Annotated in this window: 22 protein-coding genes; 15 read left to right on the forward strand and 7 right to left on the reverse strand. The window is 61.2% G+C overall.

Annotated features, from left to right (window positions below; all coding sequences use genetic code 11):
* The first annotated feature begins 317 nt into the window (after nucleotides 1–317).
* Entirely contained in the window at nucleotides 318–929 is a 612-nt protein-coding gene (locus tag GA0061103_RS12810) for a LysE family translocator (RefSeq protein ID WP_092711687.1), read from the forward strand.
* Nucleotides 930–1,038: 109 nt separating this feature from the next.
* Here GA0061103_RS12810 and GA0061103_RS12815 read toward each other — a convergent pair whose 3' ends face one another.
* Nucleotides 1,039–2,892 (reverse strand): ABC transporter ATP-binding protein, encoded by a 1,854-nt coding sequence (locus GA0061103_RS12815; RefSeq protein ID WP_092711688.1) that lies wholly within the window; start codon nucleotides 2,890–2,892, stop codon nucleotides 1,039–1,041.
* Nucleotides 2,893–3,288: 396 nt separating this feature from the next.
* Between GA0061103_RS12815 and GA0061103_RS12820 the strand changes: the two genes are divergently transcribed.
* Nucleotides 3,289–3,786: a tRNA (cytidine(34)-2'-O)-methyltransferase gene (locus GA0061103_RS12820; protein WP_092711690.1), complete on the forward strand. Its 498-nt coding sequence runs from the start codon at nucleotides 3,289–3,291 to the stop codon at nucleotides 3,784–3,786.
* 78 nt (nucleotides 3,787–3,864) lie between these two features.
* On the forward strand, nucleotides 3,865–5,016 hold the full coding sequence (locus GA0061103_RS12825; RefSeq protein ID WP_092711692.1) for a hypothetical protein: 1,152 nt from the start codon (nucleotides 3,865–3,867) through the stop codon (nucleotides 5,014–5,016).
* A gap of 89 nt (nucleotides 5,017–5,105) precedes the next feature.
* On the opposite strand, the gene GA0061103_RS12830 is transcribed toward GA0061103_RS12825, so the two are convergent.
* The gene (locus GA0061103_RS12830) at nucleotides 5,106–5,363 is read right to left on the reverse strand and encodes a hypothetical protein (protein WP_092711694.1); all 258 of its coding nucleotides are present in this window, start codon (nucleotides 5,361–5,363) and stop codon (nucleotides 5,106–5,108) included.
* Nucleotides 5,364–5,537: 174 nt separating this feature from the next.
* Between GA0061103_RS12830 and hemF the strand changes: the two genes are divergently transcribed.
* The 3 genes from hemF (at nucleotide 5,538) to GA0061103_RS12845 (ending at nucleotide 7,236) form a co-directional block, all read left to right on the forward strand.
* A complete protein-coding gene (hemF, locus tag GA0061103_RS12835; protein ID WP_092711696.1) occupies nucleotides 5,538–6,449 on the forward strand; it encodes an oxygen-dependent coproporphyrinogen oxidase in 912 nt (303 codons plus the stop codon).
* Between the two features lie 192 nt (nucleotides 6,450–6,641).
* Nucleotides 6,642–6,920 (forward strand): hypothetical protein, encoded by a 279-nt coding sequence (locus GA0061103_RS12840; protein ID WP_092711698.1) that lies wholly within the window; start codon nucleotides 6,642–6,644, stop codon nucleotides 6,918–6,920.
* Nucleotides 6,921–7,050: 130 nt separating this feature from the next.
* Nucleotides 7,051–7,236, forward strand: coding sequence for a DUF1059 domain-containing protein (locus GA0061103_RS12845; RefSeq protein WP_075851104.1), 186 nt, complete (start codon nucleotides 7,051–7,053; stop codon nucleotides 7,234–7,236).
* A gap of 42 nt (nucleotides 7,237–7,278) precedes the next feature.
* On the opposite strand, the gene GA0061103_RS12850 is transcribed toward GA0061103_RS12845, so the two are convergent.
* From GA0061103_RS12850 to GA0061103_RS12860, 3 genes are read right to left on the reverse strand one after another with little or no spacing between them, the layout of a single operon-like run.
* Nucleotides 7,279–8,535, reverse strand: a complete 1,257-nt coding sequence (locus GA0061103_RS12850; RefSeq protein ID WP_092711700.1) for a CCA tRNA nucleotidyltransferase — start codon at nucleotides 8,533–8,535, stop codon at nucleotides 7,279–7,281.
* Nucleotides 8,532–9,167 carry a CoA pyrophosphatase gene (locus GA0061103_RS12855; RefSeq protein ID WP_092711702.1) on the reverse strand — a complete coding sequence of 212 codons (636 nt, stop codon included), beginning with the start codon at nucleotides 9,165–9,167 and terminating at the stop codon, nucleotides 8,532–8,534. The genes GA0061103_RS12850 and GA0061103_RS12855 overlap by 4 nt, the downstream gene beginning before the upstream one ends.
* Nucleotides 9,164–9,787: a DUF1285 domain-containing protein gene (locus GA0061103_RS12860; RefSeq protein ID WP_092711704.1), complete on the reverse strand. Its 624-nt coding sequence runs from the start codon at nucleotides 9,785–9,787 to the stop codon at nucleotides 9,164–9,166. Before GA0061103_RS12860 ends, GA0061103_RS12855 begins: the two co-directional genes overlap by 4 nt.
* 167 nt (nucleotides 9,788–9,954) lie before the next feature.
* Between GA0061103_RS12860 and GA0061103_RS12865 the strand changes: the two genes are divergently transcribed.
* The 5 genes from GA0061103_RS12865 to GA0061103_RS12885 are packed head-to-tail and all read left to right on the forward strand — an operon-like array spanning nucleotide 9,955 to nucleotide 17,239.
* Nucleotides 9,955–10,968, forward strand: coding sequence for an AAA family ATPase (locus GA0061103_RS12865; RefSeq protein WP_092711706.1), 1,014 nt, complete (start codon nucleotides 9,955–9,957; stop codon nucleotides 10,966–10,968).
* A gap of 26 nt (nucleotides 10,969–10,994) precedes the next feature.
* Nucleotides 10,995–11,915, forward strand: a complete 921-nt coding sequence (locus GA0061103_RS12870; protein ID WP_092711708.1) for a DUF58 domain-containing protein — start codon at nucleotides 10,995–10,997, stop codon at nucleotides 11,913–11,915.
* The gene (locus GA0061103_RS12875; RefSeq protein ID WP_092711710.1) at nucleotides 11,912–14,737 is read left to right on the forward strand and encodes a DUF4159 domain-containing protein; all 2,826 of its coding nucleotides are present in this window, start codon (nucleotides 11,912–11,914) and stop codon (nucleotides 14,735–14,737) included. The genes GA0061103_RS12870 and GA0061103_RS12875 overlap by 4 nt, the downstream gene beginning before the upstream one ends.
* A gap of 1 nt (nucleotide 14,738) precedes the next feature.
* Entirely contained in the window at nucleotides 14,739–16,811 is a 2,073-nt protein-coding gene (locus tag GA0061103_RS12880) for a hypothetical protein (protein WP_092711712.1), read from the forward strand.
* 5 nt (nucleotides 16,812–16,816) lie between these two features.
* A complete protein-coding gene (locus GA0061103_RS12885; protein ID WP_425349502.1) occupies nucleotides 16,817–17,239 on the forward strand; it encodes a GNAT family N-acetyltransferase in 423 nt (140 codons plus the stop codon).
* A 33-nt stretch (nucleotides 17,240–17,272) separates the two neighbouring features.
* Here GA0061103_RS12885 and GA0061103_RS12890 read toward each other — a convergent pair whose 3' ends face one another.
* Nucleotides 17,273–17,845: a GNAT family N-acetyltransferase gene (locus GA0061103_RS12890; protein ID WP_092711714.1), complete on the reverse strand. Its 573-nt coding sequence runs from the start codon at nucleotides 17,843–17,845 to the stop codon at nucleotides 17,273–17,275.
* A gap of 351 nt (nucleotides 17,846–18,196) precedes the next feature.
* Here GA0061103_RS12890 and GA0061103_RS12895 point away from each other — a divergent pair, with 351 nt between their 5' ends.
* Complete coding sequence (locus GA0061103_RS12895) at nucleotides 18,197–19,186, forward strand: glutathione S-transferase family protein (RefSeq protein WP_092711716.1); 990 nt, start codon at nucleotides 18,197–18,199, stop codon at nucleotides 19,184–19,186.
* Nucleotides 19,187–19,201: 15 nt separating this feature from the next.
* Here the strand turns inward: GA0061103_RS12895 and GA0061103_RS12900 are convergent, their stop codons facing one another.
* The gene (locus GA0061103_RS12900; RefSeq protein WP_092711718.1) at nucleotides 19,202–19,693 is read right to left on the reverse strand and encodes an NUDIX domain-containing protein; all 492 of its coding nucleotides are present in this window, start codon (nucleotides 19,691–19,693) and stop codon (nucleotides 19,202–19,204) included.
* 50 nt (nucleotides 19,694–19,743) lie between these two features.
* On the opposite strand from GA0061103_RS12900, the gene GA0061103_RS12905 reads away from it, so the two are divergent.
* From GA0061103_RS12905 to GA0061103_RS12915, 3 genes are all read left to right on the forward strand, one after another.
* The gene (locus GA0061103_RS12905; RefSeq protein ID WP_092711720.1) at nucleotides 19,744–20,685 is read left to right on the forward strand and encodes a metallophosphoesterase family protein; all 942 of its coding nucleotides are present in this window, start codon (nucleotides 19,744–19,746) and stop codon (nucleotides 20,683–20,685) included.
* Nucleotides 20,686–21,082: 397 nt separating this feature from the next.
* Nucleotides 21,083–21,595, forward strand: coding sequence for an RNA polymerase sigma factor (locus GA0061103_RS12910; protein WP_092711722.1), 513 nt, complete (start codon nucleotides 21,083–21,085; stop codon nucleotides 21,593–21,595).
* 3 nt (nucleotides 21,596–21,598) lie between these two features.
* Nucleotides 21,599–22,438, forward strand: a complete 840-nt coding sequence (locus tag GA0061103_RS12915; protein ID WP_208603514.1) for an anti-sigma factor family protein — start codon at nucleotides 21,599–21,601, stop codon at nucleotides 22,436–22,438.
* The last annotated feature ends 99 nt before the right edge of the window (nucleotides 22,439–22,537 follow it).

Genomic DNA, 22,537 nt, shown 5'->3' on the forward strand with positions numbered 1-22,537 from the left:
GGAATTTCGGTGCGCCCGGAAAGTAAAGGCAGGCCATAGCGAAGGTTACATTTTCGTTAGAATACCGCCCCTGTGCCCGATGATTGAACGGCGGGTTCCACATAGCGACCGATCCGCAATTTCATTCAAGACCGGAGAACACGACGCCTCGATATTGCCTCAGGCCATCATCGAGAGAGACCCATGCTTGCCATCTCCCCATACACATCGACGCGACGCATCAATAACCTCCATCATTCGCCAGCAGCTGCCTCGCAACGAACGGGCCACGTGCATTCCGCTGCACACATATATCACTCTGTCGTGAGGGCGATCATATGAGCGTGGAGTTTCTGATAACGACCCTCATCATCGTGGCATCTCCCGGCACTGGGGCAATCTACACGCTTGCGGCGGGATTGTCGGGTGGCGTAAGGGCGAGCATCATTGCCGCGTTCGGCTGCACGCTTGGTATCATCCCGCATCTGCTCGCTGCGATAAGCGGCCTTGCCGCACTCCTACATGCCAGCGCCGTGGCATTTCAGGCCCTCAAATGGCTGGGCGTCGCCTATCTGCTTTTCATGGCCTGGTCTATGTTTCAAGAGCGCGGTGTCCTGCGAATCGACGGTGCACCCACTGACAAGAGCACGCGGCAGGTGATTGGCGCGGCAATCCTGATCAACCTCCTCAATCCGAAACTGTCGATCTTTTTCTTTGCCTTCCTGCCCCAATTCGTGGCGCCGGATCAGACAGATCCGATCATGCTGATGTTGAAGCTCAGCCTGGTCTTCATGGCCCTCACCTTCATCATTTTCGCAGCCTATGGCGTATTCGCGGCCTACCTGCGCCGCCATATCGTCTCAAATCCGACTGTTCAGTCGTGGATGCGCCGAAGTTTCGCGACCGCGTTCGGAGTGCTCGCCGTACAGCTTGCTCTTGCGAGCCGTTAGCTCGCAGCATCGTCTCACAGGCTTTTTCGCTGCGTTTTAGGACTTTGGGGAATAGTCGCCGAGGAGAAACAGCAACTGGGGCGCCAGGGCGCCCCAGTTGTCCACTCCATTACTGCGCCGCCGCCTCGACCTCTTCGTGGTCGGCGAGGAAGCCGCCGGACTGGCGGCTCCAGAGTTCGGCATAGATGCCGCCGTTCGCCACAAGTTCCTGATGCGTGCCCATCTCGATGATCTTGCCCTTGTCGAGAACAACGAGGCGGTCCATCTCGGTGAGCGTCGACAGCCGGTGCGCGATGGCGATGACCGTCTTGCCGTGCATCAGCGCGAAGAGGTTTTCCTGGATCGCCGCTTCCACCTCGGAATCAAGCGCCGAGGTTGCCTCGTCGAGCACCAGGATCGGCGCGTCCTTCAGGAAGACGCGGGCGATTGCAACGCGCTGCCGCTGGCCGCCGGAGAGCTTGACGCCTCTTTCGCCGACCTGCGCATCCAACCCCGTCCGGCCCTGCATGTCGACCAGACCTTCGATGAAGTCCCAGGCATTGGCGCGTTTGGCCGCCTGGATGATTTCCTCGTCGGTTGCGTCTGGACGACCATAGGCGATGTTGTCTCGGATGGAGCGGTGCAGCAGAGACGTATCCTGCGTCACCACGCCGATCATCGAACGCAGGCTGTCCTGCGTGACGCCTGCGATATCGTGGCCGTCGATGGTGATGCGGCCGCTCTCGAGATCGTAGAAGCGCAGCAGCAAGTTCATCAGCGTCGTCTTGCCGGCACCCGAGCGGCCGACAAGGCCTACCTTTTCGCCCGCACGGATATCGAGGGTCAGATCCTCCATGACACCCTTCGCCTTGCCGTAATGGAAGCGAATGTGGTCGAAGCGGATCGCACCCTGCTTGGCAACGATCGACGACGCTGCCGGCTTGTCGACGATATCGTGCGGCTTCGTCATCATCTCCATGCCATCATAGACGGTGCCAATGTTTTCGAAGAGCGCCGAAACCTCCCACATCACCCACTGCGACATGCCGTTGACGCGCATGGCAAGACCGATGGCAATGGCAATCGAGCCGACGGAGATCGAACCGCTCAGCCAGAACCAGATCGACAATGCCGAGACGATGAACAGCGCCGCACAGTTGTTGAAATAGACCGAGGCGTGGAACAGCGTCACCTTGCGCATCTGCTTGTGCACGGTATCGAGGAATTCCTCCATGCCCGCTTTCGCATAGGTCTCCTCGCGGCCCGCATGCGAGAACAGCTTCACCGTTGCGATGTTGGTGTAGCTGTCGACCACCCGGCCCGTCATCATCGAGCGGGCATCGGCCTGCTGCGCGGCAATCTTGCGCAACACCGGCACGAAGTAGGCGACGATCGCGACATAGACGCCGAGCCAGACAAGGATCGGGATCATCAGCCGCCAGTCGGCCGCCGCAATGACGAGGATCATCGACAGGAAGTACGTGAACACGTAGACGAAGACGTCGAGGATCTTCATGACCGTTTCGCGCACGGCAAGCGAGGTCTGCATCACCTTGGTGGCGACGCGGCCCGCAAACTCGTTGGCGAAAAAGGTCATGCTGTGGCGCAGCAGGAAGCGGTGCATCTGCCAGCGCGCGATCATCGGATAGTTGCCGAGCAACACCTGGTGCATGATGAAGCTGTCGAGGATTGCCGCAGCCGGCAAACCGATCAGCACCATCGCCCCCATCCAGAACAGCTTGTGCCATTCCGTCTGCAGGAAGGTCGCCTTATCCGCATGTGTCAGCCAGTCGACGATGTCGCCGAGGAACTGGAACAGCGCCACCTCGCCGATCGCGATCGACATGGTGAGGAAGCTCATGGCGATCAGCCATGGCAGAGCCGGCTTGGAATAGTGCCAGCAAAAGGCGAAGAGGCCGCGCGGCGGAGTATCCGGCACCTCGCTCGGGAATGGATTCAGTCGGCATTCAAACCAGCCAAACATTGAAATGCTCCAAAGACTCGACCCTTCGACCACCCACTGCGCCTAAAGGTCGCAGAACTATATGGTGGTCGGGCGGTAAAACGACGAGGCCATGCCGGCCGCGCGATGATTTAAAAGAAGGGGGGTACTTGCGAATACGCGCCTTACAGCGCTCTCAGTTCATCCGTGGCTTCACGGCACAGAGGCGCATCATTACAAACGAGTTATCCATCTGCGCCTCCTTCTTTCGCAAGTTGTAGAGCGCCCGTCTTTTAGCGCGACTTTTCCTGTTTGAAAAGCGAAATATGCCTGAAAAATGGGCTAAATCCTTCAATTCTCTTTATGGGAGACATCACAGAAATGAAGGGCTGGCGAAAAATCTGAGACAAATCCAGGCGATTTCGCTAGTTGCAGCATATGACAAAACTGCGCATCGCCCTTTACCAACCCGACATTCCCGGCAACACCGGCACGATCCTGCGGCTCGCCGCCTGCCTCGGCCTCGGCGTCGACATCATCGAGCCGGCCGGCTTCGACATATCCGACCGTAACCTGAAGCGCGCCGGCATGGATTATCTTGCCGCCGTCACCCTGACGAGGCACGTCAATTGGGAGCGCTTCGAGGCATGGAGACAGGAAAGCGGTCGTCGGCTGGTCCTCGCCTCGACGAAAGCGGCGCGGCGCTATACGGATTTTGCTTACCGCGACGACGATATTCTCCTCTTTGGCCGCGAAAGCGCTGGCGTGCCGGAGCATGTGCACGACAAGGCCGATGGCCGCATCCTGATCCCCATGGTCGACGGCCAGCGCTCCATCAATGTCGCGATGTCCGCCGCCATGATTTCAGGTGAAGCGCTGCGGCAAACACAATGGCCGGCGCCCTCGACACCGAGCCTGAATGTCACACCCGAATAGGCGTTGGCACGCCGAATAAAGTGTGAGAAGCTTCGCTTTGGAATGCTCTAACTCAGGCAACCTTGGCGAGGTGACCCCATGTTCCAGACGGCATTCACGCTTTCCCTTACGCAGTTCGCACGCAGCCTGAGCCTCCCCGAACGGCTCCAGCGCTCCCCCGCCCGCAATCTCGCTCTCGAGGGCCTCCGCCAGCGCAATCTCGCGCTCGATGCGCTGTTTTACGACGTCACGGTCATCGCGCCCGAGGAAGCCTTCTACCTCAGCGACTCGCTGGCAGCCGAGGGTGCGATCATCCTCGTTCCTCCAAGCGGACTTGGAGCACTCACCCTTTGCGAAACAATCGATGAATTCGTCCTGCGCGGCGGCGACCATGCCCGGGCGCTTGCGGTCGCAGGCATCGGCGGTTCCGCGCTCGGAGCAGCTGCTTTCGCCCGCAACGTGGCCGATGCGATCGATGCGCCGGTCGCGGTCGTCGTCTCCGGCTACGGCATAGCCGATGTCATCACCGAAGCCTTGGGTGGATTGTTCTTCTTTGGCCACCTGCGAGGCTTGCGGCCATTTCTGGAAAGCCTGGACGACCTTGCCGGCCGCCCCAAGGTCGGAGCACAGGCTGAGACGGCGGCGGCTCGCACCAGTCTCGACACGAGAACCGTGCAGGCGCTCCTGGCCGACCCCCGCCTCTCCTTCCGTCTACTGACCGGCCACTCCAAGGGAAACCTCGTGCTGTCAGCCGCACTGCATAATCTCTGGAAGCAGGATGAAGGGCTGGTCACTGAACTGGCGCGGCATGCAAAGATCGTGACGATCAGCACGCGCATCGCCATGCCGCCCGTTTTCACGGATGTCGTCGACGTCATGGGGGAATGGGACTGGTTCGGTGAAATCAACTCCCGAGCATTCATTCACGCCGATCGGCGCGTTGCGCATGCATGGCATCATACGAACACTGATTTGGGCGGCCACCTGCCGGTGACCATCACGCTGATGGACATCCTGGCGGCATCGCCAATCGCCGAAGATCAGAAGGTGGAAAAGCGCAAAGCTGCAGCGTTTAGCACCGCGACCGCGCCGACAAGCACGGAAACAAAGCCTCCGTCACCAACGGCGCCAGGCGAAAACACCGCGACGATCGAGATGGTGAAAAAGGCTTTCTCGAAAGCACCCAAGTCCGGAGTCCAGCCGCCGGCGGCCGGCCCGTCTGATGATGGACAATCACCTAAGCCACATTGAGTTGAGGCCATAGACCAACACCGCCGCGCGCACGCAGGTGCGCGCCCCAGCTCTACAACCCGTCGACACAGGCAGCTACGTCGTTCAGTTCAGTCCGCCGATGGCAAGCGCCGCATGGTGAATTCGATGCGATCGCCGTCGACCTGACGCCAGCTTTCGACTTCGGTCCAATAGGCAGCTTTGGGGAATTCGTTGAACCATTCACGCGCCTTTTCACGCGCTTCGGGGCGACTGAGACAAAAGGTCTCGCGAACGAATTCGCTCTTCCCACCGGTCGGATGTTCCTGCCGGTAACGGAATATTCTGTTTCTCAACCCATCCAGGGGCGGCGGTCCGGGTATCCTCATGATAAAACCTCGCCTTTGAGAGAGGGAACATAATACCGCATTGTGAAATTTGCGAGTCGATTCTCCTGCGACGTTGCTGCACTGGCTGCGCCGTAATCTTGCTGATATTCGAAACCACGATACATACAGTGCGAATCGCGGGCCGCCGGCTGCTCGCACCGTCGGAGAGCATGAATGGAACGACCCAATCTTCCCAAGGGATTGCCCGAGGATATTGAAGAAAAGAAAGAGGCAGCACGACACTGGTTCGAAGGCCTGCGCGATACGATCTGCGCGGAATTCGAACAGCTTGAGAACGAGCTGACCGGCCCCCTTTCCGACCAGGAACCAGGCCGCTTTGTCGCCAAGGACTGGCAGAGGGAGAAGGGTCAGGGCGGCGGCGGCCGCATGTCGATGATGGAGGGCCGCGTCTTCGAGAAGGTCGGCGTCCACACGTCGACGGTCTATGGCGAATTCTCTCCCGATTTCCGCAGCCAGATCCCTGGCGCCGAGGAAGATCCACGCTTCTGGGCCTCGGGACTGTCGCTGATTGCCCATCCCGTCAATCCGAACGTGCCGACCGTGCATATGAACACGCGCATGGTGGTGACGACGAGCCACTGGTTCGGGGGCGGCGCCGACCTGACGCCGGTGCTCGATCGCCGCCGCACCCAGGAAGATCCCGACAGCGCCCTCTTCCACCGCGCCATGCAGATCGTCTGCGACCGCCATGCCGTCGCCGACTATCAGCGCTACAAGAGCTGGTGCGACGAATATTTCTTCCTGAAGCACCGCAACGAGCCGCGCGGCATCGGCGGCATCTTCTTCGACTGGCTGCATTCGACCGAAGAAGCCGGCGGCTGGAATGCCGATTTCGCCTTCACGCGCGATGTCGGCCGTGCCTTCGCGATGGTCTACCCGCGCATCGTCCGTTCCAATTTCAACGAGACATGGACGGAAGAGGATCGCGACGAGCAATTAATTCGCCGCGGACGATATGTGGAGTTCAATTTGCTCTACGATAGGGGTACAATATTCGGACTGAAAACAGGCGGCAATGTCGAGTCCATCCTATCATCCCTGCCGCCGGTGGTGCGTTGGCCCTAAAGCATGTCACGCACATGTGGCGGCATCTTGAGACAATGGCATGCGAAAAGCCGGGAATTCAAAGCGCAGTCAGCGGATATGAAAACGCGATGCGCTTAGAGCGTTCAACTTTAAATGATCGGACAGTGCCCTGAAATAGGCGGGAGGAGTGCCTAAGTGACCTAATGCTCGTTTCAATCGGAGGAGGTTGTAATGGCAGCAGAGAAACAAGTCACGGAAGCTTCGAAAGAACAGAAACTTTCGCGCACAGTCGATAGTCCGGAGTTCATCATTCGACTGGCCGAGGATATGCGGACCCGCAGCGGGTCCGATCTGCCGCTTTCCTGCTTTGTGGAGCAGGTGAGAATGCAATTGGCAGGCAAATCACCGAGCGATATCGCCCGCTTCGCAGCCGATCGCTCGGCCAAACAAATGCCTATCACCCGATATCAATCGTCGGATTGCTTCAAATCCTGGGCAATGCCGGATTGATGTCCGGAAGACCGCCGCCGGCAGGCGAGAGACTTGCCGGATGGCAGAAACCTTTTCTCGTTCGTTGCGTTTAGACCTTCATGCCCTTGCATGAAGGGACGGGAAATTAGTGAGAAATGAGGAGGAAGATATGCGACTGTTCGAATGTGGTACGCTCGTGCCCGGTTGCGCCTGGCATACTCGCGCCAAGGATGACGCCGAGGTGGTTCGCCGCGCCGTCGAGCACATGCGCGAAGCGCATGGCGAAACCATCATCCGCGAAAACATGGTCGACAATATCAAGGCACGGATTCGCGACGAGGCCAACGCAGCCTGATTGGCGGGCCGGCCAGTCAGTCCCGCCAATCAGGCCTCATTATCAGCCATTGGCCAAATCCTTGAGTCGGGCGAGAAGGCTCGCCCGGTTCATCGCAAAATTCCCGTCGAGCCATTCCTGCTCGAGTTTGCCAAGAAGCTCGCCCACGCGCGGTCCTGCATCAACGCCCGCGGCAAGCGCATCTGCGCCATTGAGCGGAAAAGCCGGCTTCTTCCATTTTGCCATCCGTTCCAGCAATCTCCCGAGCCGCGCGACCCGCGCCATCTCCTCGAAATCGCCCTCCGCCTTGCTCCGGGCAACGGCTAGCGCCAGCTTCAGGCGAACCGCGACGCCGGTCGGATCATGGCGATAAAGCAGGCGATCGAAGGCCGCTTCCGAAATATCGTCCTTGACGATGGGCGCATTCGCCCAGACCTGAAGATAAGCGCCCTCGGCCTTCGAGAGGCGCAGCCGCCCGGCAAGCTTGGCAAGCCTTGCCGCATCGGGCGGCACGATGGCCGCAAGACGAAGTAGAGGTTCCGCCGGCCAACCGAGAGCCTGTTCGGCGGCGATCAGCCCCGGAATGGCGTCGATCCCCCATTTCTCGGTTTCCGGCAGCACTTCGGTCAAAATACCGATCTGGCGCATCCAGAGCAGCGCCCTGCCCGGGTCCGGAGCCGCCAGCAGCTTCTTCATCTCGGACCAGACACGCTCGGCCGAGAGCATTGATATCTTCGATTTTGCGGCGGCGCAGGCGCGCAAGCCATCGGCATCGGGACGACCGCTGCCATAATAGGCGAAGAAGCGGAAGAAACGCAGGATGCGCAAGTGATCCTCGGCAATCCGCGTCGCCGCATCACCGATGAAGCGAATGTTGCGGCGTTCCAGATCGGCAAGCCCGCCGACGAGATCCACGACCTCACCATCGGCGGATGCATAGAGCGCATTGATCGTCAGGTCGCGCCGCTCGGCATCCGCCAGCCAATCCCGGCTGAAGGCGACCACGGCACGGCGCCCGTCCGTTTCAACATCGCGCCGCAAGGTGGTGATTTCGAACGGCTTTCCATCGATAACCAGGGTGACGGTGCCATGTGCGATACCGGTCGGCACCGCCTTGATTCCCGCCACCTCAGCTCTTTCCACAACCGTTTCCGGCAAAAGAGTGGTCGCGATATCGATATCGGCGACGGGCAGCCCCATCAGGCTGTTGCGCACGGCGCCGCCGACCACGCGTCCCTCGCCGCCATCGGCATCGAGCAGCGCCAGCACCCGCTGCAATGCATCATCGCGAAACCAGGCCTCACCGGCAACGGATGTCATGTATAGAGCCTTTCATAAAGCGTGCGGACGATGCCCGCGGTAATGCCCCAGATCATGCGCTGCCCATAGGGCATGCGGTAGAAATGGCGCTCGATCCCCTGCCAGACCATCGTATCGGTCACATGATGGCTAGGGTTCATCAGAAAGGAGAGCGGCACCTCGAAGGCATCCTCCACCTCGGTCGGATTGAGATCCAGACGAAAGCCGGGTTTCACCACGGCGAGAATGGGTGTGATGCGAAAGCCGGTCGCCGCCAGATAGTGCGGCAGCCGCGCCACCGGCTCGATGAAGATGTCAGCCAGCCCGATCTCCTCGCCCGCTTCGCGCACGGCAGCCATTTCCGGCGAGGCATCCTCCGGATCGATGGCGCCACCCGGAAAGGCGATCTGGCCGGAATGCTTGCGCAGGGTCGAGGTCCGGAGCGTAAAGATGACCTTGGCATCGTCTCCATTCTCGACGACAGGCACCAGCACGGCGGCATCCTTGAGCTTCAGATCCGCGACCTGGGAAATGGTTTCCGGGTTGAGCCGATGATCGCCATGATCGCGCCAGGCAAGCTCCACCGGCCCACCGCTCTGATGGAGCGCGCGACGGCGGAATTCATCCGCGGAATAAAGAGGGAATTCATTCATCGAGTGAGTGCATCCAGTTCGGCAACCGGCATGACGGGGAAGATCGAACTGCCGGAACGCACGCAGAAGATCTCACGACCGGCAATCTCGACGGGCTCGCCAAGCTCGACGAGATCGTACATGACGGCCCGCGTCACTAGAGCCTCAAGGCGCCCGCGCACATGCAGATAGGGCTTCAGCTCGTCATTCTCGCCGCGAATGACGAAACGGATCGGATGATCCCTGCCCGCCTCGACGACATCGCCGACATTGGTGCGGAAGGTCAGCACGCGCCTGCCCTCGCGCTCCGTCACGCTCATTTCGACAGCCACGAACGGCGCATCGACGACACGGATGCCGACCTTTTCCACAGGCGTGACGAGATAGGTCTTGCCATCCTCATCCTTGCGCAGAACTGTGGAAAACAGCCGCACCAGCGGCGCGCGGCCGATCGGCGTGCCGAGATAGAACCAGGTGCCGTCGGCGCGGATCTCCATATCGATATCGCGGCAGAACGGCGGATTCCAGTGATCGACGGGCGGCAAACCCTTCTTGGAGCCGCCGCTGTCGCCGGCCGCGCGCGAAATCAGCGCCGCGAGGCTTGCGGCATCGCCCGTTGTCCTGATTTCCTCGGTTGCCATTCTTCTGTCCCGGTTGGTCGTTAGTCAGGAATATGACAGTTCTCACGAGATAGTCATTTGAAACGTGCTTGTCAGCCGTCTTGCTGGCGATAAGTTGTATTGATTATGAGGCAAATGTGTAACGTCTGCGAATCACGCGCACCGTTTTTCTGCCATTGGAGACGCAAATGGGCATGATCAAATCGACCGAAACGAGCCTCGACGAGCAGGCCATCATCGCATCTGCCGAAAAGGCACTGAGCGATATTGCCCGCGTCCGCGAAGAGGTGTCGAAGGTCATTTTCGGCCAGGAAAGTGTCGTGGAGAACACGCTGCTTGCCGTGCTCGCGGGCGGCCACGCCCTGCTGGTGGGCGTGCCAGGCCTTGCCAAGACGAAGCTCGTGACCACACTCGGCGCGGTTCTCGGCCTTGCCTCCAACCGTGTGCAGTTCACGCCGGACCTGATGCCCTCGGATATTCTCGGTTCCGAAGTCATGGACCAGGATGAAACCGGCCGCCGCTCCTTCCGTTTCGTCAAAGGGCCGATGTTCGCGCAATTGCTGATGGCCGACGAAATCAACCGCGCCTCGCCGCGCACGCAGTCGGCGCTGCTGCAGTCCATGCAGGAGTACCACGTCACCATCGCCGGCCAGCGTTACGACCTGCCAGCTCCGTTCCACGTCCTCGCGACGCAGAACCCTTTGGAGCAGGAAGGCACCTATCCGCTGCCGGAAGCCCAGCTTGACCGCTTCCTGCTGCAGGTCGACGTCGATTATCCCGAGCTTGCCGACGAACGCCGCATCCTGCTCGAAACCACAGGCTTGAGCGAAGCGACGCCACAGGCGGTGATCGACGCCGAGCGCTTGCTGGAAATCCAGCAGCTCATCCGCCAGATGCCCGTCAGCGACGGCGTCGTCGATGCGATCCTGTCGCTGGTGCGCTCCGCCCGCCCGGGCCAGGGCAATGCCTCGACCGACAAGCATGTCGCCTGGGGTCCAGGTCCGCGTGCCGGCCAGGCGATGATGCTCTGCGCCCGTGCCCGCGCCCTCTATGAGGGCCGGCTTGCACCGTCGATCGACGACATTCATGCGCTCGCCGAGCCAGTATTGGAACACCGCATGGCGCTGACTTTCGCAGCCCGCGCCGAAGGCATGTCCGTACGCGATGTCATTTCAGGGCTGGTCAAACAGTCGAAATCGTGACCCGGATGTCGAGGAGAGTATAGCGCGTGGCATCCATCGGACAGATCGTCAGACCGACCTCAGGCAATGATGCCCTCTCCCGAGCCCGCAGCCGTGCCGCCCTCGTGCCCGATTGCCTCGTCGAAGCCAAGCGCATTGCCAACACGGTCATCGCCGGTTGGCACGGCCGGCGCAAACGCGGCATCGGCGAAAATTTCTGGCAGTTCCGTCCCTACACGGAAGGCGAAAGCCTGTCGCGCATCGACTGGCGCCGTTCGGCCCGCGACGATCATACCTATATCCGCGATCATGAATGGGAAGCCGCCCACACGATCTGGCTCTGGGCCGATCTTTCGCCGTCCATGATGTATAAGTCTACCTATGGCCATGCCTCCAAGGAAGGCCGTGCACTCGTCATCATGCTGGCGCTGGCCGAAATCCTGTCCCGTTCCGGCGAGCGCATCGGCTGCCCCGGCATCATGGAGCCGGTTTCGACCCGCAATGCCGCCGAGCGCCTCGCCGCGGCCCTGATGCACACGCCGCTCGAAGGCGGCCTGCCGCAGACGGCGATGATCCGCGGCTGGAGCGATATCGTGCTGATCGGCGATTTTCTTGACGATGCCGACAGCGTCATGGGCAGGATCGGGCCGCTGGCCCGCCGTGGCTTGCGCGGTCATGTGATCGAGGTTGCCGACCCCGCCGAGGAACTCTTTCCCTATAGCGGACGCACCGAATTCAGCGATCCGGAAACCGGCTCGAAGCTGGTTGCCGGCCGTGCGGAAAACCTGCGCGACGACTATCAGCGCGCCTATCTCGCGCGCCGCGAAAATCTCGGCCAGTCGCTGCGTCATCTCGGCTGGACCTTCGTCAGCCACCGCACCGACCGTCTGGCATCGGAAGCGCTGGTCGCCGTGCACATGTATCTTTCCGGCATGCCTGCCAGGGTCGCCTCCGGAGGGCAGCCATGAGCGGTCTCTCCTTCGCCTTCGCGTCACCGGCCATTCTCGCAGCGTTGATCCTGCTCCCCGCCATCTGGTGGTTGCTGCGCCTCACGCCCCCACAGCCGCGAACGGAAGTCTTCCCGCCGCTCCGCATCCTGGCGAGCATCCTCAAGCGCGAGGAAACGCCGGCGCGCAGCCCCTGGTGGCTGACGCTGCTGCGCATGCTGCTTGCCGCGCTGGTCATTCTCGCCATCGCCAATCCGATGTTCAATCCGCGCACCAATACGCTGTCGAGCAACGGCCCGCTGGTGCTAATGATCGACAATAGCTGGGCGAGCGTCTCCGACTGGGAACGCCGCGTGCGCACGGCCGACGCGCTGATCGACGATGCCGACGCCAAGAGCATCCCCGTTTCGATCGCCTTCACCGCCGAGCAGGGCAATGACGCGACACCGGGCGCGGCAACGGCTGCCCGCGACAAGCTGCATGCGATGAACCCGAGACCGCTGGTGCCGGATCGGCAACGCGCCGCCGATGCCGTCAAGGCGGCGCTCAACGGCAGCAAGCCCGGCACGATCGCTTTCCTCTCCGACGGTATCGAAAGCAAGGACAAGGACGATATCGTCAGCCGCCTTGCCGCCCTGCAGCCGAGCGAGCTAAGGCTCATCGAGGGCGACGGTCGCGATATCGTCGCGCTCACCGGCGCAGTCAATACCGCCAGCAACATGACTGTTACGGCAACGCGACTGAACGGCAGCGGCCCGATGCGCCTCGGACTGACGGCGCAGGACAATCAGGGACGGCCGATCGCTGCCGGTTCGCTTGATTTCTCAAGCGGGCAGACGGTTGCGACCGGCTCTATCGCCGCCCCCTTCGAAATGCGCAATGATTTTGCCCGCATCAGCATCGACCGCCAGGCAAGTGCCGGCAGCGTCTATCTGCTGGACGACGGTTTTCGCCGCCGCCGCGTGGCACTCCTCTCCGGACAGGCTGCGGACGAATTCCAGCCGATCCTGTCGCCCCTTTACTATATCCAGCGCGCGCTCCAGCCCTATGCCGACCTGACCCAGCCGAACAGCGCCGATCTAGCAAAGTCGATCCCCCAATTGCTCGCGGGCAATCCCTCCGTCATCATCATGGCCGATGTCGGCCGCCTGCCGCAGGAAACCTATGCGCCGCTGCAAAAGTGGATCGAGAATGGCGGCACGCTCGTCCGCTTCGCCGGACCGCGCCTTGCCGCGGCACCCGCTGACGATCCCCTCGTTCCCGTCACGTTGCGGCAGGGCGAGCGCACATTCGGCGGCGCACTGTCCTGGGCCGAACCGCAACCGCTTGCCGATTTCCCCTCTTTCGGCCCCTTCGCCGGCATGCCGAAGCCGAACAACGTCCTGATCAAGCGGCAGGTTCTGGCCGAGCCGACACCGGATCTCGCCGAGCGCACCTGGGCGAGCCTTGCCGATGGAACCCCGCTCGTTACCGAAAAGCAGATGCAGGCCGGCCGCATCGTGCTCTTCCATGTCAGCGCCGAGCCGCAATGGTCCGATCTGCCGATATCAGGCGATTTCGTCGAGATGCTGCGCCGCATCGTACAACTGTCGCGTGCCGGCGGCGTCGCGTCGGGACAAGGGGCTGCCTCCAAGACAAGTGAAGCAATGCCACCCTACCGGCTCCTGACCGCCAAGGGTGTATTGACCAGCGAGATCGGCAGCGCCCGCCCACTGGAACCAAGCAGCAAGGGGGCCGCAGTCGCGAGTTTCGACAACCCGCCCGGCCTCTATGGTTCCGAGGAGGGCTTTAGCGCGCTCAATACCTTGCCGAGCGGCGCAGCGCTCAAGCCGCTGGATACCTCGGCAGCCGGTGCGGTCGCGCACGAGGGCCTTATCGGCGGCGAAGCCTGGTCGGCAAAGCCGATCCTCTTCACCCTCGCCTTCCTCCTGCTGTTGGCCGACAGCATCATCGTCCTGTTCATGAACGGCGCCTTCCCGCGCCTGGGCAGATCGGCCAGGACGATTGCGGGCGGCGCGGCAATGCTGCTGCTGGCCGCCTCGCTCGCCATGTTCCTGCATCCGACAGGCGCGCTCGCCGATGATTCCAAACCGGGCGACGACGCCATCTTCTCGCGACTGGACAAGACGCATCTCGCCTATGTCGTCACTGGCGAAACAGACGTCGATCACATGTCGGAGCGCGGGCTTGCCGGCCTCTCCGACTACCTCACCTATCGTACGACGCTCGAACCCGGCCCGCCGGTCGGCGTGGATCCTGCCAAGGATGAGCTCGCCTTTTACCCGCTGATCTACTGGCCGATTTCAGCAACTGCACCGATGCCGTCCAACGACGCCATCAACCGCATCGACGCCTATATGCGCAATGGCGGCACCGTGCTCTTCGATACGCGTGACGCCATCGATACGATGGGCGACACCTCGTCGCCGAGCCCGAACGGGCAGCGGCTCCAGCAGATCCTCGCCAATCTCGATATCCCTCCCCTGGAGCCTGTGCCGGCGGGACATGTGCTGACCAAATCCTTCTATCTGCTGTCGAGCTTCCCCGGCCGCTATGCCGACAGCCCGCTCTGGGTCGAGGCGCGGCAGGATGCGCGCCGCGACGCAAACGCGGTCGCCACCTCCGATGGGGTGACGCCGATCATGATCACCGGCAATGATTTTGCCGGCGCCTGGGCCGTGGACGACAACGGCTCGCCGCTGCTGCCGACTGTGCCGCCGGACGAGACCCAGCGCGAATATGCCTACCGCACGGGCGTTAACATCATGATGTACATGCTGACCGGAAACTATAAGTCCGATCAGGTCCACGTTCCGGATATCCTGCAGCGCTTGGGGCAATAATATGAATATCGGTTTTGCCCCATTCCTCCCCTGGCCTATCCTTGCCGCTCTGGCGGTGCTGACACTTGTCATCGCGGCGCTTGCCATCTACAGGCGCCTGCGCGGCGGCTGGGTTCGTGGCCTTGCAGGGATTGCCCTCCTTGCGGCACTCGCCAACCCGGTGCTGATGCAGGAGGATCGCGATCAGTTGACGACGATCGTGCCCGTGGTCGTCGACCGCAGCCTCAGCCAGCAGACGCCGGAACGCGCGAAGATGACGGACGAAGCCCTGGCAATGCTCAAGGATCGGCTGGCGCAATTCCCGCGCATAGAGCCTCGGATCGTCGAATTCCGCGATCCGGCGGAATCGGATTCGCCGTCGACACGACTCTTCTCCGCCCTCTCCTCCGCGATCGCCGACGTGCCGCCTGCCCGCATTGGCGGCGCCATCTTCCTGACGGACGGCCAGATTCACGACATCCCCGGCGTCAACCAGCAACTCGGTTTCGACGCGCCCATCCACGGGCTGATCACAGGCAAGCCGGACGAATTCGATCGCCGCATCGAGATCGTGCGTGCGCCCCGCTTCGGTCTTGTCAACGAAGAGCAGCAGCTCGTGTTTCGGGTCGTCGACGACGGCAAGAGTCCGGGCGGCACCGCAGCGGTGACGGTGAAGATGAATGGCGACGAAATCGCCACACTGCAGGCAACGCCCGGCCAGGACACGCCCTTCAGCTTCAAGGTGCCGCGCGCCGGCAACAACGTGCTCGAATTCGCCGTGGCCGAAGTGCCGGGCGAGGTCACTGGCGTCAACAACCAGACAGTCCAACTGATTGAGGGCATCCGCCAGAACATGCGCGTCCTGCTGGTCTCGGGCGAGCCGCATGCCGGCGAGCGCGCCTGGCGCAATCTCCTGAAATCGGACGCCTCGGTCGACCTCGTGCATTTCACCATCCTGCGTCCGCCGGACAAGCAGGACGGCACGCCGATCAACGAGTTGTCGCTGATCGCCTTCCCGACTCGCGAGCTTTTCGTCGACAAGATCAGCTCTTTCGACCTCATCATCTTCGATCGCTATCAGGACCGCCAGAACGTCCTGCCGACGATCTATTATGATTACATGGCGCAATATGTCGAAAACGGCGGCGCGCTGCTCGTGGCAGCCGGTCCCGAACATGCCGGCGGCAGCTCGATCGCGCTGACGCCGCTTGCCTCCGTGCTGCCAGCCGAGCCGACCGGCCAGATGATCGAGAAGGCCTTTTATCCGCGCTTGTCGGATCAGGGCCGCAAGCATCCGGTGACGCGCGGCCTCGATGGTTCCGAGACCGAGCCGCCGCATTGGGGCCGCTGGTTCCGCAGCGTCGATGTCGAGAAGCCACAGGGCCAGACCGTGATGGTCGGCGCCGACAATAGCCCGCTGCTGGTGCTGAATCGCGTCGGCCAGGGCCGCGTCGCCATGCTGCTTTCCGACGAAGGCTGGCTCTGGGCGCGTGGTTTCGAGGGCGGCGGCCCGCATGTCTCGCTCTATCGTCGCATCGCCCATTGGCTGCTGAAGGAGCCGGCGCTGGAAGAAGAAGCCCTGACGGCCAATGCCGCCGGGCGCATGCTGCAGGTGACGCGCCAGACCATCGGCGACGATCCCGGCCCCGCCACGATCAAAACGCCATCGGGCAAGAGTGAGACCCTGCCGCTCAAGCAGACACAGCCGGGTCTCTATCAGGCCGGGAAGCATATGGATGAGATCGGCCTTTACCAGATCGCCAACGGCAATCTGTCGACGCTGGTTCACATCGGCGCCATCGACGCTCCGGAGTTCAAGGCGATGATCTCGACCACCGAGACGCTGAAGCCGCTGGCGCAGAAGACCAAGGGTCTGGTTACCCGCGTTGCCGGTGCCAACGGCGCGGTCACCGTGCCCCAAGTCCTGCCTGTGCGCGGCGCGGTGCGTGTTGCCGACGGCCAGCGCCTGACAATCCGCATGACCGATGAAACCGTCTTGAAGGGCATCAACACTCTGCCGCTCTTCGCAGGCTTTGCCGGCCTTGCCGCCCTCCTCTTTGCTTTCTCCGCCACATGGTGGCGCGAAGGACGATGAATGTGATGAAGATCGAAGTGACCGATACGCCATCGGAAAGCGAGCTCGCGGCCATCAGCGAGGGATTGACGGCTTTCAACACCGCTGATGTTGGCCCATCCGGTCGCCAATCCCTGGCCGTTCTGATCCGCGATGATGCCGGCAAGCCTATCGGCGGCATATCCGGCTACACCGCCTGGGGATGGCTGTTCACCCAATGGCTTTTCGTGCCGGAAAGCCTGCGCGGTCAGGGCATGGCCGGAAAGCTCCTGGACGCGGCGGAAGCGGAGGCGAGCGCGCGTGGCTGTTTCGGCGCGTGGATCGATACCTTCAATCCACAGGCGCTGAAAGCCTATCAGCGGCAGGGCTATGCCATCTTCGGCGAACTGCCGGATTTCCCGGCCGGTCGCAGCCGGTTCTTTCTGCAGAAGACGTTGTCGCCCCGCTGATACCAAGCAGGGCGATCTTTCGTTGATAGCGCCTTAGACGGCGATCGCCGTGAGCTGCACGACATCATCCAGATCGTCGTCTTCGGCTTCCATAGCCGAAGCGGAATCATCGCGCCACGCGATTGAGCCATGCAGCAGCGCATGCGTATCCCCGGCAATCGGCACGACCAGCACCCGGTTGGGATCGACAGGCCCCGGGAAAGTCAGCGCATTGTAGGCAACCTTCTCGAAGCCGAGCGGGCAATAATAGGGCGGGTCGCCGATGAGGATGACGGCTTCCGATCCCTTGCGCTTGGCAGCGGCCACCGCGATCCGCACGAGTTCGCGGCCTATGCCCTTGTTCTTGTGCGACGGACGCACGGCAAGCGGGCCGAGCAGATGTCCCTTGACCGATCCGGCCAGCACCGGCGTCATCCGGACGGAGGCGATCGTCTCGCCATCATCGGCGCAGATGAAGGACAGCGACCGGTCATGTGGCCCCTGCTCGCGAATACGAGCAGCGGCACGGGTGAACCGTCCCGGACCGAAAGCTTCTTCGTTGATGAGTTCGATAGCAGCGTCGTGCGACGCATCCTCAGTGAGGTAGACCAGATCGTGCTTGTACATTAGCCCAAGAAAACCAGATAAACGGACGATATTGTTCCCGAAAGCGCTCATCGAGCGTTCAAGATCATCGGCGTCGTCGCAGGCTTCTGGTTACTTTCATGACAAGAGGTCCTTAAAGTGTGAAAAGCCGGATAGCAGGAAATATTCGGCGCGTCCAATGCAAAATGCATCCTGTCGTTCATTCATGCAAGATCGTGTCGGCATCATGTCTTTTCTCGAGCCCGGCGCCCCTACATGAGGCAGCCGACAGCACCTATGACGCAGTGTTCATCATTTGCCGTCTCGAAATCCGGCGTGCATGCCGTATCTTCAGATACATAGGTTTCGGCAGTTTCCCGAAAGGATCGAGCAATGGGCATGTTGGTGGACGGCGTCTGGCACGACGTCTGGTATGATACCAAGGAGACGAAGGGCCATTTCAAGCGCGCCGCGTCGCAGTTTCGAAACTGGATCACGGCAGATGGCAGCCCTGGCCCCACGGGCACCGGCGGCTTCAAGGCAGAGGCCGGGCGCTATCATCTCTATGTCTCGCTTGCCTGCCCCTGGGCGCATCGAACCCTGATCTTTCGCAGGCTGAAGAAGCTGGAAGAGCTGATCTCCGTCTCGATCGTCGATCCACTGATGGTTGAAAACGGCTGGGAATTCAAAGGACAGGATGGCGGCACCGTCGACCACCTCTTCGGCGCGACGAAGCTCTGGGAGGTCTATGTCAAGGCCGATCCGAATTATTCCGGCCGGGTGACCGTTCCCGTTCTCTGGGACAAGCAGACCGGCACGATCGTCAACAACGAATCGGCCGAAATCATCCGCATGTTCAACACGGCCTTTGACGGCCTGACCGGCTCCACGGCGGATTTCTATCCCGCCGATCTGCGGGCCGACATCGATGCATTGAACGATCGTGTCTACGATACGGTCAACAACGGCGTCTATAAGGCCGGCTTTGCGACGACGCAGGAAGCCTATCAGGAAAACGCGCTCCGCCTCTTCGAAACCCTCGACATGCTGGACCAGCGACTGGCGACGCAGCGCTATCTGTTCGGAGATCGCTTGACGGAGGCCGACTGGCGGCTGTTCACGACACTGGTTCGTTTCGATGCCGTCTATGTCGGACATTTCAAATGCAATATCCGCCGCATTGCCGATTATGCCAACCTCTCGGCCTATCTCCGGGATCTCTATCAGATCGCGGGCATTGCCGAGACGGTGAACATCGGCCACATCAAGAACCACTATTATCGCAGCCACAAGGCGATCAATCCGACAGGCATCGTGCCGATCGGACCAGAGCTTGATTTCAATCGCCCGCATGGGCGCGAGCGGCTGGCAAAAGCCGCCTGACCCAAGCGTCGGGAGCTACCAATAGCTGGAGGGAGCCGATGCACCTTCCAGCTCCTGCAGCCGGCGATAGGTTGCCTTCGTCGTGCCTGGCGGCAGCGCATCGACCGGAAAGAAGCCGCTTTCGACGATTTCGCGATCCGGCTTGCGCGGCGCGGTCTGGGTAACCTCGACGCGATAGAAGACGACGTGGTCGCGTTTGCTGGTGTGATTGTTGAAATAGACGTGGAAGAGCTGCGGCTTGCCCGAAATTGCCAGATTGCCTTCCTCGCGCAGCTCCTTTTCGAGCGCCTGCTCCACAGTCTCATGGCGTTCGACGCCGCCGCCGGGCATGTGCCATCCGGCGATATAGGAATGCCGAACCAGAAAAATCCGGCCTTCGCGATCAAAGCAGGCGGCGCGCACGCCGATGGTCATGCTGCGCGTCAGCACGAAATAGACATGCAGCGCGCGGCCGAACAGACGCACAGCCAAACTCTGCCTTTCGTCGCGTCGATTGTCTTCGCTCATGCCTGAACCCCGGCATCCCGATCTGCAATCGGATTGGGGATGTATTTGTTTTGACAATAGAGTGGGCTATGTCTCATCCCATGTTCAAGCTCGCGCATATTTCCGATGTTCACCTTGGTCCGCTGCCACGTCTTTCGATCAGAGAACTCGCCTCCAAACGCATTACCGGATTTGTGAACTGGCACCGGAACCGGCGCAAGCATCTTTTTGGCGATACGCTCGACCTGCTTCTTGACGACATCAAGGCGAGACAGGCCGATCATCTGGCCGTAACCGGCGATCTCGTCAACCTTGCGAGCGGCATGGAGATCCAGACTGCGGCTGAGTGGCTGAGGACGGTCGGCAATCCTCTCCACACATCAGTCGTTCCCGGCAATCACGATGCCTATGTGCCCGGCGCCTACGAAAAGGCCATGCGCTCCTGGTATCCCTATGTCCGTGGCGACAATGCTCCCGCCGAATGGCAGGAGGACAAGCGCATTTTCCCCTATCTGCGCATCCGCGGACAGGTCGCGCTTGTGGGATGCTCCACAGCCGTCGCCACTCCACCCTTTGCCGCAAGCGGCTTCTACTCCTCACGCCAGGCGCGCGAGACGGTGAACATCCTGCGCGCAGCCGGAGATGCCGGGCTCTTCCGCGTCGTCATGATCCATCACCCACCGATTCGCGGTGCAACCAGTTTCTACAAGCGGATGATCGGCATTCGCCGTTTTGCAGCAGTCATCTCGACCGGCGGCGCCGAACTTGTCCTGCATGGCCATACACACCTCAACACCTTGCATTGGCTGCGCGGCCACATGGGTCCGGTTCCGGTCGTCGGGATCGCCTCCGCATCGCAAGGGGTCGGCGGATTGAAGCCGCGCGCTGCCTATAATCTCTTCACCATCGCCGGCCGACCGGGCGCCTGGGAGCTGAAGGCGGAACGTTATAGCCTCAGCGACAATGGCAGGGGCGTCGACTCCGAAGGCTTCGATATTCTGGCGACATGGTGAGCCTTTTAGCGTCGTCGCCCGCATCGTTTCGATAGCGTTTTCTAAGATACGGAGCTACAATCGAACCGTTGGAATCCCGAGATACGGAACGGATTTTGAGCTCGCGACAAGGAGCATCGCATGCCAGCTTTCAGAGCCTGTATCCGGCGGGGTTGCTGCTTCTTGGAAGGCTCGGGCCTGCGCCGGGACAGTACCGGCCGGCACATTGTGGGATCACCGCGGTAAGAATGACAGTCAAACGCGCGGGTGCTTTTGAAGACTTGCGAAACGGCACAGAAATGGTTCATACCAACACAGGACGATCATTCCGCTCGCATCACCTTTCTTACGGGGAAGGCCGTCCATTGCAGAAGCAAATTGTCGATGTAACAACCTCCAACGCCTTCCTGGAACGATCATGCCAACGCCGGTAGCAGCCACTGATATCAGACGCGATCTGGTCGGCCTTCTTCCGAAGCTTCGCCGCTTTGCTGTGACACTGACCGGCGATTTGGCAGAGGCGGACGAGCTCGTCCAAAACGTCTGTCAGCGCAGCATCGCCAAGTTCCATCTCTGGAACAGCGGCGGCAAGCTGGAAAGCTGGCTCTATACGATGGCCCGGCATCAATGGGTCGATGAGGCACGGCGCCACAAGCTGCGCCCCGCCGCAAAGGGCAGTGCACTGGAACAGGGCGAGCCGATATCCGGCACCCATTTAAATCTTGTAGAAGCCGGCGAAGCGCATCGTCTCGTCACATCTTTGCCAGAAGGACTTGCCAGTGTCTTCCTGCTGGTCGACGTCGAAGGGCACAGCTACAAGCAAGCCGCCGACGTCCTCGGCATCCCTTTGTCGGCAGTGATGTCAAGGCTCTCCAGCGCACGCCTTTACCTTGCCTCCCAGGGTCATAGTCGCTCGCCTCGAAGGTTTTAAGCATTGCAAGACATGAAGAAAACGCCGCTCGAAGTCCGCTTGTCCGCCTTCATGGATGGCGAGACGAGCCGCGAAGAAAAAGAAGAGCTGGAAAAGCTCATCGCCTCGGATCCGAACGCTCGACGTATTTTCGATGAGCTGAAGCATGGCTCCGATGTCGGCCGCAAGGCTTTTGACGAGGTTTTGAAGGAGCCGGTGCCGCTGGCGCTCGTTCGTTCGATCAAGAGCGCCCAGCCTCCAAAGACCCGGGATCCCTCTCCACGCCTCACCCGGCAATCGTTGAAGCTGGCGCCCACGGGCAAGCAATCGCTGGCCGCAGCTCTCATCCTGTTCGCCGTCGGCGGCGGTATCGGTTATCTTTTCGGCATGCAGCCCGCTGACGTCCCGGCAAATCCCTCGCCGATCCCGACACAGGTTGCGACACGCAACTGGCTGGATGATATTGCCGCCTATCACCGCATCTATTCGCGTCAGCCGCAGCATATGGTCGAGCTGCAGGCAAGCCAGCTGGACGAGATCGCCAAATGGCTGACGAGCACGGTCGGCGTCAAATTCAACTTTCCGGACCTTGCTGCCGATGGTCTGGTCTTCCAGGGCGCGCGCATGTTCGTCGCCGGCGGCAAGCCTGTCGGCCAGCTGATCTACAAGAACCTCGACGGCGATGTCGTCGCCATCTGCTTTACCAAGACGGACGGCGTGGCCGACGACGATTTCAGCGAAACCATCAAGGACGATATCAGCATCGTATCCTGGCACCGCAACGGCACGACCTATGCGATCGTCGGCCCCTCCTCGGATGCGATGCTCGATCAGATCGCCAACCGGGTATCCTCGGAAATCTGATTGATATCCCATCCGCTTTGTGGCTTGCGGCTACCAGCCGACCGATGGATAATAGGCGGCGATAACCGCATGAGCCCGATATTCTTGCTGGAGTTTCGA

This window comes from Martinezella multihospitum (assembly GCF_900094585.1).
Classification (GTDB): domain Bacteria; phylum Pseudomonadota; class Alphaproteobacteria; order Rhizobiales; family Rhizobiaceae; genus Rhizobium; species Rhizobium multihospitium.

Coding starts and splice junctions, on each gene's coding strand:
- GA0061103_RS12810 (WP_092711687.1), top strand. CDS start 318: ATGAGCGTGGAGTTTCTGATAACGACCCTCATCATCGTGGCATCTCCC.
- GA0061103_RS12815 (WP_092711688.1), bottom strand. CDS start 2,892: ATGTTTGGCTGGTTTGAATGCCGACTGAATCCATTCCCGAGCGAGGTG.
- GA0061103_RS12820 (WP_092711690.1), top strand. CDS start 3,289: ATGACAAAACTGCGCATCGCCCTTTACCAACCCGACATTCCCGGCAAC.
- GA0061103_RS12825 (WP_092711692.1), top strand. CDS start 3,865: ATGTTCCAGACGGCATTCACGCTTTCCCTTACGCAGTTCGCACGCAGC.
- GA0061103_RS12830 (WP_092711694.1), bottom strand. CDS start 5,363: ATGAGGATACCCGGACCGCCGCCCCTGGATGGGTTGAGAAACAGAATA.
- hemF (WP_092711696.1), top strand. CDS start 5,538: ATGGAACGACCCAATCTTCCCAAGGGATTGCCCGAGGATATTGAAGAA.
- GA0061103_RS12840 (WP_092711698.1), top strand. CDS start 6,642: ATGGCAGCAGAGAAACAAGTCACGGAAGCTTCGAAAGAACAGAAACTT.
- GA0061103_RS12845 (WP_075851104.1), top strand. CDS start 7,051: ATGCGACTGTTCGAATGTGGTACGCTCGTGCCCGGTTGCGCCTGGCAT.
- GA0061103_RS12850 (WP_092711700.1), bottom strand. CDS start 8,535: ATGACATCCGTTGCCGGTGAGGCCTGGTTTCGCGATGATGCATTGCAG.
- GA0061103_RS12855 (WP_092711702.1), bottom strand. CDS start 9,167: ATGAATGAATTCCCTCTTTATTCCGCGGATGAATTCCGCCGTCGCGCG.
- GA0061103_RS12860 (WP_092711704.1), bottom strand. CDS start 9,787: ATGGCAACCGAGGAAATCAGGACAACGGGCGATGCCGCAAGCCTCGCG.
- GA0061103_RS12865 (WP_092711706.1), top strand. CDS start 9,955: ATGGGCATGATCAAATCGACCGAAACGAGCCTCGACGAGCAGGCCATC.
- GA0061103_RS12875 (WP_092711710.1), top strand. CDS start 11,912: ATGAGCGGTCTCTCCTTCGCCTTCGCGTCACCGGCCATTCTCGCAGCG.
- GA0061103_RS12880 (WP_092711712.1), top strand. CDS start 14,739: ATGAATATCGGTTTTGCCCCATTCCTCCCCTGGCCTATCCTTGCCGCT.
- GA0061103_RS12885 (WP_425349502.1), top strand. CDS start 16,817: ATGAAGATCGAAGTGACCGATACGCCATCGGAAAGCGAGCTCGCGGCC.
- GA0061103_RS12890 (WP_092711714.1), bottom strand. CDS start 17,845: ATGTACAAGCACGATCTGGTCTACCTCACTGAGGATGCGTCGCACGAC.
- GA0061103_RS12895 (WP_092711716.1), top strand. CDS start 18,197: ATGGGCATGTTGGTGGACGGCGTCTGGCACGACGTCTGGTATGATACC.
- GA0061103_RS12900 (WP_092711718.1), bottom strand. CDS start 19,693: ATGAGCGAAGACAATCGACGCGACGAAAGGCAGAGTTTGGCTGTGCGT.
- GA0061103_RS12910 (WP_092711722.1), top strand. CDS start 21,083: ATGCCAACGCCGGTAGCAGCCACTGATATCAGACGCGATCTGGTCGGC.